This is a genomic window from Enterococcus sp. DIV0294 (assembly GCF_050558155.1).
Classification (GTDB): domain Bacteria; phylum Bacillota; class Bacilli; order Lactobacillales; family Enterococcaceae; genus Enterococcus; species Enterococcus faecalis.
Genome location: NZ_CP187889.1, coordinates 1561150 through 1573134 on the forward strand (window position 1 = coordinate 1561150; position 11985 = coordinate 1573134).

The following is an 11985-nucleotide window of genomic DNA, read 5'->3' on the forward strand; positions in this document are numbered from 1 at the left end:
GCGTCATTCCTTTTCTCTATGAATACTTGCTAAATCTCTTGGTCGAACAATGCCTACTAACTCACCATTAGGATGGCCACTTTTACTAATAAGCACAGCTTCTAAGCGTGGCTGCTCCCGAAACATTTGTTCAACTTCAAAAACGGTTGCTTCAATTGAAACAAATTGATAGTTGCTGCGTTTATAATTTGATGCCAACAATTCTCGCACCGTTCGGTTGGCAATGTGAACTTCGCCTTTGGTGCTCTCAATGGCAAACCATACACCAATCCCTCGAACCGTGATTAATCCTTTAAATACACCTTTTTCATAAATCGGAAATTGAGAATATTGTTTTTTTGCAATAATCGTTAATAACGTTTCTAAAGAAGTGGTGATTTCAAAAGCTGTAACACGTTTCGCAAATTTAGGCACTACTTTTTCTGGTTTTGTTAAAGCTTGTTCAATCGTTTCAATTCGTTGAACCGCCCATTCGTTTGGCTCTGCAATTACAAAATCATCAGCAATTCGCTCATGAACAATGGCATTTCTTAACTGAGCCATTTGAAGCAAATCCTCTTCAAATTGAGCAATCTGTCCTTTTTCTTTTCGGGAAAGACGTCTTGTCATTTCACTGAATCCCATGTTGACAGGATTGTTCAGTCTCTCTCTCATCCACTTTTCAATGCGATTAAAGTGTGCTAAAAATGTATCTGCTCGTTCCCCCATAATCGTTGCCCCTTATAATAAACTACGCAATAAATTTCCGTCATTATTTTTTATTGAGCTACTTTCAAGTATATACTAAAAATAGGTCTCAGGAAAGAGCGGCTTTAAAAGAGACCGCTCGCTTGACCCGTTTCGTCCACATCCATATTTAACGCAGCAGGAACTTTCGGCAAGCCAGGCATCGTTAAAATGTCACCCGTTAACGCCACGATAAACCCTGCACCGATTTTTGGAACTAGTTCACGAATCGTAATCGTAAACCCTTCTGGCCGTCCTAGTTTTTGAGGATCGTCAGAAAGTGAATACTGTGTCTTCGCCATGCAGATTGGTAATTGATCCCAACCATTTTTTGTAAAGTCTGCAATTTGCTTTTGCGCTTTCGGAGAAAAAATCGCCTGTTCCCCGCCGTAAATCGTTTGTACAATGGCTTGAATTTTTTCTTCAATTGTTTGGCGAGGATTATATAAAGGTTGAAACTGTTTTGTATTGGCTTCAATCTCTGCTACTACTGTTTTCGCTAGATTCGTGCCACCTGCGCCACCTTGCGCCCAAACACTTGTTAACTCGACGGGCACGCCTAACGCTTGGCAGGCTTCTTTCAACAGTTGAATTTCCTTCTCTGTATCCTGTGTAAACTCATTAATTGCAACAACTACTGGTACATCATAACGTTGCATGTTTTGAATATGTTTTTCTAAGTTGGCAAAGCCTTTTTGTAACGCTGGTAAATTTTCTTCTGCTAACTGATCTTTCGCCAAACCGCCATGCATTTTCAACGCGCGAATCGTTGCCACAATCACAACGGCATCGGGTGCTTTTCCTAAAGAAGGTACTTTAATATCTAAAAATTTTTCGCCACCCAAGTCGCCACCAAAACCTGCTTCTGTTACGACATAATCCCCTAGATGCAAAGCCGTTTTTGTCGCTAAAATACTGTTACATCCATGAGCGATATTGGCAAAAGGACCACCGTGAACAAAAGCTGGAGTTCCTTCAATCGTTTGAACTAAATTAGGTTTTAAGGCGTCTTTTAATAATAAAGTCAGCGCACCTGCCACGTTTAAATCTTTAACCGTCACCGGCTCTCTTTGGTCATTATAGGCGACAATAATCCGACTTAAGCGTTCTTTTAAGTCCGTTAAATTTTGCGCTAAACAAAGAATCGCCATAATTTCGCTCGCCACAGTAATATCGAAACCGTCTTCTCTTGGTACACCTTGGAAAGGACCGCCTAAACCAACAACGACCTGTCTGAGCGCACGATCATTTAGATCCACTGCCCGTTTCCAAATCACCCGCCGAGAATCAATCTTTAATTCATTTCCTTGCTGTAAATGATTATCTAGTAACGCAGCTAAGGCATTATTGGCTGTCGTAATCGCATGCATATCACCAGTAAAATGCAAATTGATTTCTTCCATTGGTAATACTTGTGCGTAACCGCCACCTGTTGCGCCACCTTTAATCCCCATCACAGGACCTAATGATGGTTCTCTTAGGGCAATAACTGTTTTTTTATTGATTCGATTTAATGCATCTCCTAAACCAATGGTCACGGTTGATTTTCCTTCTCCTGCTGGTGTTGGATTAATCGATGTAACAAGGATTAATTTACCTTCTGGTTGCGCTTCTAAGGATTGAAGCGTTGGAAAATCTATTTTCGCTTTGTATTTTCCATAAAGTTCGAGCGAATCTTCTGAAAGACCGATTGTTTCGGCAATCTCTTGAATAGGTTTTAATGTTGCTGCTTGTGCAATGTTAATATCTGTCTTCATAACGGACCCCTTTTCAATTCTTTATCGTCTTTGTGACACATTGTTTCTTTTAAATTATAGCTTGTATTGAATAGAATGGCTAGAATAACCTTTTTTAAACAACCCAACCATTGACGTTTGGTAGCCTTTTCTCGTATAATGAAAGTGTCTTTACAAATCTAAAAGGAGCGTGAATTGGATGCAAAAAGGAATTGTCAAATGGTTCGATAACAGAAAAGGTTATGGTTTTATCGTTTACAACGAAGAAGATGAGATTTTTGTCCACTTCACTGCTATAGAAGGTGACGGATTCAAATCACTTGATGAGAATCAATCTGTAGAGTTCGAGATAATGGAAGGCAATCGTGGGCTACAAGCAGCACATGTCAAAAAAATAGATAACTAAAAAAGCTGAACCAACAACGCTTTGCTCCAAAAAGTAAGTAAACGTAGCGTTTGTTTCAGCTGATTATTTTAAGATTTTGAGAGTGGGTCACCAGTCGTTTCGACTTATGACTCACTCTTGTTTTTTTCTTCTTTTTTATGAAGGCCCAAAGAATGATCTTCTGCTACCTTCAATTCAGGCTTTTTTACCTTAAGTGCCTCAAGAAATAACGGAATCGTTTTCTTTTTCATTAAAAAGACTTTTGAGCCTTCCTTAAATTCTGAGGAAAAAATTTCGATGCTTTTTTCATTGTAGGTTACTTTTTCTATCTGAGAAAGCGGAAGTGCTTTTTTGCGAAACCACAAAACATCTCTGACAATTAAAGATGTTTCTGTCATGTTAAAAGACCGCGCAATTCCTAGATACGCAAACACAAAAAATGGAACCATCACCAGATTACTAATCAAGTAAGGACCATTATTTTCCAATGCTAAAATTAAACTAATAAATAATATACAAAATGTGCAAGACCAGTAAATAATTGTTGATGCTAATTCTGGCTGCCAATAGAATTTCTGTTTTTTCATAAAGTGCCCTCACTATTTCTGGATCAACGCCGCTAAATTTAAATATGTTATAATAGTAACATACTTTTTTTAAGAACAAAAAGAAATTAGGAGTAATTTTATGTTAAGAATTTATGTAGATGCTGCAACAAAAGGCAATCCAGGTGAATCTGGCGGCGGTATCGTTTACCTCACCGACCAATCGCGGCAACAATTGCATGTGCCTCTAGGCATTGTTAGTAATCACGAAGCCGAATTTAAAGTGCTGATTGAAGCTTTAAAACAAGCGATTGCCAATGAAGACAATCACCAAACCGTTCTTCTCCACTCAGATAGTAAAATTGTTGTCCAAACAATTGAAAAAAACTATGCTAAAAATGAAAAGTACCAGCCTTATTTAGCAGAATATCAACAACTAGAAAAGAATTTCCCTTTGCTCTTAATCAAATGGCTACCTGAAAGTCAAAACAAAGCGGCCGATATGCTCGCACGGCAAGCATTACAAAAATTTTATCCCAATAAAAAGTAGCACAGATTAGTCAATGCTTTTCCTTTATTAATTTGATAGTTAAGCGTGGAGCAAAAATCCCTAGTGTTTTTTGCTCCACGCTTAAAAACAGATAAACGGTTCTGTCTCAACCTCTTCTTATAACCACTTATTCTTCTGTCGTTATTCCCGCAAATTGTCCATTGGTTAGCGAAAGGATTGCTTCAGGCGCTAATTCAATTTGCATGCCACGTTTGCCTGCAGAAACAATAATTGCAGAATATTGTTGAGCTTCTTCAGCCAAATAGGTGGGAAATTGTTTTTTCATCCCAATTGGGGAACAGCCCCCACGAATATAGCCTGTGGTTGCTTCTAAATCTTTTAAGTGAAGCATTTCTACCTTTTTGTTGCCACTAGCTTTCGCTAATTTTTTCAAATCTAATTCTTGATTACCAGGAATGACAGCCACGACTGGACCTGTTTTATTACCTACTGTAACCAAGGTTTTAAAAATTCGTCCTTTGTCAATACCTAAACTTTCAGCGACACTTTCTGCACTTAAATGATCTTCACTCCAAGCGAATTCATATTCTTTATATGGTACTTTATGTTGTTCTACCATGCGCATCGCATTCGTTTTTTGTTGTGTTTTTTTCTTTGCCACTTTTTTCACCTTCTGAATCACTTGTTTTGTTCGAATGTCTTTAAATAATTTCTTAATACTTGTACGGATAGTTGGCCTGGTGCAGACGCTTGCTGGGCTGAGCCAAAAGTTAGTGCCGACCCGAACAGTTGACCTGTTACGCGACTAATCATCCCTAACTGTCCCATTGACATAGTAACGATTGGGACGGATGCATAATGGGTGTACATTTCATTGGTTGCTGAAAGTAACGTAAGTACATCTGTCGCATCTTGTGGCATCACAGCTATTTTACAAATATCCGCCTGACGCATTTGCATTTGGCGTAACCGCGCGACAATCTCCTCTTGCGACGGTGTTTTCTGAAAGTCGTGATTACAGAGAACAATTTTAATCCCCATCTTTTTAGCTTCGTAAATTAACGTATCTGCCGCCAGCGGATTCGCAAATAATTCAATATCTAATAAATCCAACGCACCTTTTTTCACTAATTCATGATACAAAGCAAAATAATTTTCCTCAGAAAAAGCCATTTCGCCGCCTTCTTTTTGTGTACGAAAAGTTAACAATAACGGTTTTTGCCCCAACCGTTCCATTACTTGTTGTGAAAGATTACATACATCGGAAAAATCAGCGACATTTTCATAATAGTCTAAACGCCATTCCACCAAATCACAATCTAGTGTTTGGCTCGCCGTTGCTTCGGCCAAAATATCCTCGGCTGTTGGAGCAACAATGGGCACCACAATTTTGGGATTCCCTTCACCTATTCGCACATTTTTGACTATAACTGGCTTCACAGTTCCACCTAACTTCCTCGTTTGTTTTTCTCTCTTCATATCATACCATTTCTATTCTTTTTTGCAATTTAAAGAGCTACAAAGACACCTAGAATTAGGAATTTCCTAACACTAAATGTCTTTGTTTGGGTTATTTAACTCTTTCTGTTGTTACGTTAAACTTCCGTACTTTGTAACTGATACATATCCGCATAAAGGCCACCTTCTGCCAGTAACGTTTCGTGCGTTCCTCGTTCTACAATCTGCCCTTTGTCTAAAACTAAAATCAAGTTTGCGTCACGAATCGTCGAAAGGCGATGCGCAATCGCAATTGTCGTTCTCCCTTGACGCATTTTGGCTAATCCTTCTTGAATCAATCCTTCTGTTTCTGTATCAATATTAGCGGTTGCTTCATCTAAAACTAAAATTTTGGGATCAGTTACAATTGTTCGTGCAAACGAAATTAATTGACGTTGTCCGCTAGAATAACTCGCTCCTCGTTCAATGACTTTCGCATGATAGGTATTGGGTAACGTGTGAATAAATTTATCCGCCTGAACAAATTCCGCAGCCTGTTTAATTTGTTCATCTGTGATGTTTGGATTCAGTAAACGGATATTTCCAGCAATATCTCCATAAAACATGAAAGCATCCTGCAATACTAAGCCCATCTTTTCCCGTAATTCTGTCATGGGAAAATCACGAATGTCACGATCATCAATTAAAATCTGGCCTTCATAAAATTCATAGAAACGCATGAGTACATTAATAATTGAACTTTTACCACTTCCAGTATGACCGACTAAAGCGACGGTTTCCCCGGGATTTGCAACAAAGCTAATATTTTTCAATACTTCGTTTTTGCCGTCATAAGAAAAAGTAACATTGCGAAATTCAATTTTCCCGCGAATAATTTCCCCATTCGCACCTACTGATTGTTGCGGCGTTAATTCTTCCGTATCCATAATTTTTAAAATACGGCTACCTGCGACAATCCCATCTGTAAAGATACTTAGGAAGTCCATCATTTGTGTCATCGGATTAAAAAAAGCTTGGACATACGTTACAAAAGCATAAATCATCCCCGCTTCAACAGGTGAATGTAAAGCATCGATGCCAAACATAGTTAAGGCCAATGCAATCGCCAACGTATACAACAAATTAATGATGGGACTTAATAATAACGAATTCATACGAATCATTGCTACTCGTGTTTTTAAATAGTCATCATTGGTTTCTTCAAATTCTTTTTCCAAACGCTTTTCTTGGCGAAATTGTTGAATGATTTGCATACCAGAGATGTATTCATTTAGTTTGGTGTTTAATTGACTTAATTTTTCCCGCATACTGCGATATAATTTTGAACTAAATTTTTGGTAATACCAAATTACAACTAATAAAATTGGCAAGAAAATTAGACAATAAAATGAGATTTCTGGACTGAGTTGAAACATTGCAAAAAATGACGAAATTACGGCAAAAATTCCTGTAATCACCATTAAGAATACATACCAGAATTCAAACAATGTTTCTGTGTCATTTGTAACACGAGACACCGTCGAACCCGCTGGTGTTTGATCAAAATAACGCATACCTAAAGTGTGTAATTTTTCAAATAATTTCACTCGTATATATTGATACGTTTTTAAAGAAGCCATCGAATACAAATACCATTGGAAAAACCAAACAATACTTTTGACAATGACACCAAAAAAATAAATAGCAGCAAAAGTTAGAATCACTTGCATTGTAGCAGTTTTAGGCGTTAAATAATTATCCATAAAAACTTGAATGACTCTAGGCAAAAGAATATTGATAATTGATAAGCCAAATGCAAAGAGAATAGCTGTGTAAAACATGCGTCGAAACGGTTTGGCAAAACGAAACAAACGCTGAACAATCGTTAATTGTTCTTTCAGCGGTAACTCTCTGGACCATTCGGATTGATACTTTTCTTCCATTAACTCTCACTCCCTTCAATTTTCGCTTCTAATTGCTGTTTTTCCCACATCCGCTGATACCAACCCTTCTGAGCCAGTAACTCTTGATGCGTCCCCCGTTCAATAATTTTCCCTTCATCCAACACTAAGATTTCTTTTGCATGCATGACACTACTTAAACGATGTGCTGTAATGATAGTGGTTTTTTCTTGGCGCGTTTCTTTTAGATTTGATAAAATCGCCTCTTCAGTCTTCGCATCGACTGCAGATAAGGCATCGTCTAAAATTAACAATTCTGGTTCAACAATCAAGGCTCGTGCAATAGAAATCCGTTGTTTTTGTCCTCCAGAAAGCGAAACGCCACGTTCCCCAACCATTGTGTCATAGCCTTCAGGGAATGCTTTAATTTCTTGGTTAATAAATGCTAATGCTGCCGCTTGTTCAACTGCCGCTTGTCCCAAGTCTGGTTTAGCAAAACGAATGTTATCTCGTACCGTCATGGAAAAGAGAAAATGGTCCTGTGGCACGTAACCCATTGCACCCATCAATGCATCTAATGTGTAATTTTTAATGTTATGTTTTCCAAAGGAAATCGTTCCTTGGTATTGGTCATATTCACGCATCAACAACTTCAAAATAGTGGTTTTACCAGCGCCTGTTTTACCAACAATCCCCAAGGTTTCTCCTTCTTGCAACGAAAATTGGATATTTTCCAACGCCACCGTCTCTTCTTTTGGATAAGAAAAAGAATCAATCTTCATTGAAATTGTCCCTTGCGCCATTGTTTTGATGGCATCTTTTCGTTCGATAATATGCGTTTTTTCATGTAATAATTCGTTCACACGATCGTAACTAGCATTCCCACGTTCTAACACATTAAATAAGCGCCCAATCGCAAACATTGGCCAAACTAGCATCCCAATATAGGCAATGAAAGAGACCAACTGACCTAAACTAATCGTTCCTTCCATGATGAAACGACCACCAATAATAATTGTCAAAACATAAGAAACACCAATAATCAGCGTAATAAACGGATCAAATAGTGCATCTAAAAAGTTCGTTCGTTTATTTTTGACGATAGCATCATCAATTTTCTCTGTAAAATCAGCAAGATCTTCTTTTTCTTGCCCAAATGTTTTAATGACTTTAATTCCAGTGATACTTTCTTGTGTTTTATCATTAATCGCTGAAAAAGCAGCTTGTGAATCTCGAAAGGCATCATGCAACTTAGAACCTAGAACTCGTGAAGTGACGGCTAATAAAGGCAGCGGTAATAAAGCAATTAATGTTAAGCGCCAATCAACAAATAGAACCATTGCGATAATCGTTGTTCCTCCCGTAATCACAGAGTCGGCAAACGTTAAAATCCCAGCTCCAGCCACATTTTGGATGGCATTTAAATCATTGGTTGCATGCGCCATCAAGTCACCTGTCCGATATTTCTGATAAAAGATGCTATCCATTTTTGTGAAATGATGAAATAATTGAGTCCGTAGCTCTTTTTCCAAACGAGCGGCACTCCCCCAAATATGCATCCGCCAAATATAGCGAAAAAGATATTGGGCAAGCCCAGCACCAATCAAGAGTGCAACCCACACGATAATTTTCGTTAAGCGAATTTCTTTGTTAACGATTTCATCTACAACGACGCCAATAACTTTGGGCGGGACTAATTGAACAAGAGCGACCATCATTAATGAGAAAACCCCAATAATATAACTTTTTTTCTCTTGCTTAAAAAACCAGCCTAATTTTTTGAATATGGACATTCAGTTGTCCCTCCTTTTACTTTGTTGTTCTACGAAGACTACTTTCGAGCTAGAAGGTTTCTTCGTTATTGTTGTTTTTGATTAAACGTCTCGCTCTTTTCCTCCTAGATTATCCTATTCTCCCGCAAAACAACAAAAAAACGGACTGAAAATCAGCCCGTTTTTACACTTATTCATGATTACCTGAATAACCTTTACTATTTTCCTTGGTTTTTCATTTGTTGCATCATTTGTCTAACCTTTTTCTCTGACGGTTTTTGACCCATTGATGCCATCATCATGCGTAACATATCCTCATTAACGGGAGGATTTTTTTTGAAATAATCTTGCATATATTTGCGTGCAAGGAAAAAGCCCCCTGCAGCGCCTACTAATAAAGCGATTACTGCGATTAATACTACCCAACCTGTTGCCATTGAAACTCTCTCCTCTCCGTATAGTTTTGCTCTCAATGAATTATTTTACTAGAAATAGCAAAAAAAGAAAAGTTCTTTTTGCGGGATTTCTCTTAAATAATGAAAAAAGTCTGATTTTTTTGCAAAATAGTGATTAAAAGTCAAAAATATACGCTCTTAAATGTCAATAGGACCTTTAAGAGCGATTGTTGCTTTAGTTTTGTCCTTGAATTTTTTCTAATAATTCTGGATCAAATGTTTGATTTTTTAACATCGCAATTTCAAAGCCGTAAGGGGCCTTTTTATTTTTTTTGTCTTCTCCGACATAAGGTGTTTCTAAAATTTTTGGTAAAGCAGCTAATTTTCCATGGTGAACCACACCATTTAAAGCTTCAAAACCAATAGTGCCAAAGCCAATATTGGCATGACGATCTTTATGTGAGCCCATAGGATTTTTAGAATCATTCACATGAATAACTTTTAAACGATCCAATCCGATAATTTTATCAAATTCAACTAATACGCCATCAAAATCATCTTTTACATTATAACCTGCATCATTAATGTGGCAAGTATCCAGAGTGACAGAAAGTTTATCATTTAGCGTAACTCCGTCAATAATCGCAGCTAGTTCATCAAACGTACGGCCGATTTCGGTTCCTTTACCAGCCATTGTTTCTAAAGCGATTTGAGGGATTTGCTCTTTCCACAAGACTTCATTTAGACCTTTAACAATTTGTTTGATGCCGGCTTCTGGACCTGCACCAACATGCGCACCTGGGTGTAACGTGATTTGCGTTGCTCCCAACGCTTGTGCTCGCTCAATTTCTTGACGCAAAAAGTCTACGGCAAAACCGAAATTTTCCGTTTTAATTGTATTACCTAAATTAATAATATACGGGGCATGAACGACGATATTACTTAAATTGTGTTCCTTCATAAAAGCTTGCCCAGCTTCAATATTCATTTCTTCAATCGGTTTCCGGCGCGTGTTTTGTGGCGCACCTGTATAAATCATAAAGGTTGTTGAGCCATAACTAGCCGCTTCCTCGGCAGATCCTAATAGCATTTTCTTGCCACTCATACTAACGTGTGATCCTAATAACATGTGGTTCCTCCTAATAATTCTTCTTTTTCTTTTGGTAGTGTTGATACTGTTGCAGCCATTCTTCTAGCGTGATTTTTGTTACTAATTCGCCAATTAGTTCATAGGGTATTCGCTTAGGATTAGTGAAGCGAAGACAACTTTTCCCCATGTTTATCTTTGTTGACACTTGTTCCTGATAGGCTTCTTGAAACCAACTTCGGATGGCTTCATTTCCCATTAATCCCATGTGATATAAAGCTACTTGCCTTTTAGTAGCGCCTAAGCTGATAAATGGTAACGGTTCATCCACACGGTTAAGATAGCCTTCTGGAAATACTGAAAGCGGCACAACAAAGGTTGGCATGCCATATTGCATTGTTAATTCAAATCCTGCTGGCAAATTTTGCGAAACGACATCTAATACTTGCTGATAAGCAATTCGCCATTTTGGTTCAACTGTTTCGATGTATGCTGTAACTGTTTCAATTGACTGCGCCATTATTTCTTCCTTTGCTGATAAAGCGCTTTGGTTTTATAGCCTTCTTTTAAAATGACTAACATTTCAGTTTGCCGCTTTTTCCGTGTCTCCGCTCGCTTTGCACTAAATACATACCGCGCCCACTCTTTTTGATAACCAGGCGTTAATGCAGCGAATGTCGCTGCAGCAGCTGGTTCTGTTTGTACCAACGCTTCAATTTCCGGTAAATATTGAACATAATCCCCAACAGCAGAACTGGTCTGATTCTTCGCTTGCTTTTTAAGAACATTCTTCATGCCGACAACCGTAAAAGTCTCATCTAAACTAACCATGTGATTAAATTTTAAGGTTGAGCCTTTAATATACCCATCTGCCTCGTTTACTTGTAATGTTGGAAAAATTTCATCTCGGTGGACAAAGGTTGGATACATTTTATTGCCTTTTTTCGGATAAGCCACATATAACAACCCATTTTCTACTAAATGTTGACCTTCAATCACCATTGAAACAATCTCTTGAAATTCCGCCATCGTTTTCACAAATGCAAAAATCAGCTCAACTGGTTCTGAGGGTAATTGCTGCGCGGCTGAAGCAAATTCAGATAGATACTCTGCCTGTGGTCTATTTAAAATAACTGGTTGCTGATACTTCGTTAAGTTTAACTTTTCGACAATTGATTTCATAACCTACTCCTTATAGCGACTGCACTTTTTATTCTAGCATAGCACAAGTTATCTGTAATTGAATATGCCCAATAGTAAAAAAGAGTTTTTTGTAACATTTGTCCTTTTGATTTTCAGCTTTTTATTTCAATACTATCATAACAAAGGACTTTTCTTACAGTCCTCCTTATTGTTGATACAACAGTACCCACCCATTACTTTTCTAATATAGTCTATAACAAATTTGAATTTTTATTGTAGACTTTTGTGAACATTGATATACTATCTTTAACGTCTATATGCTTTAACCAATACTTTTCCTTAATGAA

The 11985-nt window shown here is 37.8% G+C and carries 13 protein-coding genes; 2 read left to right on the top strand and 11 right to left on the bottom strand.

Translation table 11 applies throughout. The features are described from left to right. Positions 1-3: 3 nt before the first annotated feature. Positions 4-708 (bottom strand): CBS domain-containing protein, encoded by a 705-nt coding sequence (locus IGJ20_RS07695; protein ID WP_002360173.1) that lies wholly within the window; start codon positions 706-708, stop codon positions 4-6. Between the two features lie 104 nt (positions 709-812). Continuing rightward, positions 813-2483, bottom strand: coding sequence for a formate--tetrahydrofolate ligase (locus IGJ20_RS07700; RefSeq protein WP_202522546.1), 1671 nt, complete (start codon positions 2481-2483; stop codon positions 813-815). A 178-nt stretch (positions 2484-2661) separates the two neighbouring features. Between IGJ20_RS07700 and IGJ20_RS07705 the strand changes: the two genes are divergently transcribed. Continuing rightward, positions 2662-2868 carry a cold-shock protein gene (locus IGJ20_RS07705; protein ID WP_002357404.1) on the top strand — a complete coding sequence of 69 codons (207 nt, stop codon included), beginning with the start codon at positions 2662-2664 and terminating at the stop codon, positions 2866-2868. Between the two features lie 104 nt (positions 2869-2972). Here IGJ20_RS07705 and IGJ20_RS07710 read toward each other — a convergent pair whose 3' ends face one another. Then, positions 2973-3434, bottom strand: a complete 462-nt coding sequence (locus IGJ20_RS07710) for an EbsA family protein (RefSeq protein ID WP_002357403.1) — start codon at positions 3432-3434, stop codon at positions 2973-2975. 100 nt (positions 3435-3534) lie between these two features. On the opposite strand from IGJ20_RS07710, the gene IGJ20_RS07715 reads away from it, so the two are divergent. Then, a complete protein-coding gene (locus IGJ20_RS07715) occupies positions 3535-3942 on the top strand; it encodes a ribonuclease HI family protein (RefSeq protein ID WP_202522547.1) in 408 nt (135 codons plus the stop codon). 127 nt (positions 3943-4069) lie between these two features. Here IGJ20_RS07715 and ybaK read toward each other — a convergent pair whose 3' ends face one another. The 8 genes from ybaK to IGJ20_RS07755 all read right to left on the bottom strand — a co-directional run bounded on the left by ybaK (position 4070) and on the right by IGJ20_RS07755 (position 11677). Beyond that, positions 4070-4585: a Cys-tRNA(Pro) deacylase gene (gene ybaK, locus IGJ20_RS07720; RefSeq protein ID WP_025186625.1), complete on the bottom strand. Its 516-nt coding sequence runs from the start codon at positions 4583-4585 to the stop codon at positions 4070-4072. Continuing rightward, positions 4582-5343 (bottom strand): type I 3-dehydroquinate dehydratase, encoded by a 762-nt coding sequence (gene aroD, locus IGJ20_RS07725; RefSeq protein WP_002365737.1) that lies wholly within the window; start codon positions 5341-5343, stop codon positions 4582-4584. Before aroD ends, ybaK begins: the two co-directional genes overlap by 4 nt. Before the next feature lie 155 nt (positions 5344-5498). Next, positions 5499-7283: an ABC transporter ATP-binding protein gene (locus IGJ20_RS07730; RefSeq protein WP_002374713.1), complete on the bottom strand. Its 1785-nt coding sequence runs from the start codon at positions 7281-7283 to the stop codon at positions 5499-5501. Then, positions 7283-9034 carry an ABC transporter ATP-binding protein gene (locus IGJ20_RS07735; protein WP_142957132.1) on the bottom strand — a complete coding sequence of 584 codons (1752 nt, stop codon included), beginning with the start codon at positions 9032-9034 and terminating at the stop codon, positions 7283-7285. The genes IGJ20_RS07730 and IGJ20_RS07735 overlap by 1 nt, the downstream gene beginning before the upstream one ends. Positions 9035-9231: 197 nt before the next feature. Next, complete coding sequence (locus IGJ20_RS07740; protein WP_002357397.1) at positions 9232-9450, bottom strand: YneF family protein; 219 nt, start codon at positions 9448-9450, stop codon at positions 9232-9234. Between the two features lie 193 nt (positions 9451-9643). Then, positions 9644-10537, bottom strand: a complete 894-nt coding sequence (locus IGJ20_RS07745; protein ID WP_104866541.1) for a deoxyribonuclease IV — start codon at positions 10535-10537, stop codon at positions 9644-9646. Between the two features lie 10 nt (positions 10538-10547). Then, the gene (locus IGJ20_RS07750; RefSeq protein WP_231414692.1) at positions 10548-11015 is read right to left on the bottom strand and encodes a DUF1801 domain-containing protein; all 468 of its coding nucleotides are present in this window, start codon (positions 11013-11015) and stop codon (positions 10548-10550) included. Next, positions 11015-11677: a YdeI/OmpD-associated family protein gene (locus tag IGJ20_RS07755; protein WP_202522549.1), complete on the bottom strand. Its 663-nt coding sequence runs from the start codon at positions 11675-11677 to the stop codon at positions 11015-11017. Before IGJ20_RS07755 ends, IGJ20_RS07750 begins: the two co-directional genes overlap by 1 nt. Between the last annotated feature and the right edge of the window lie 308 nt (positions 11678-11985).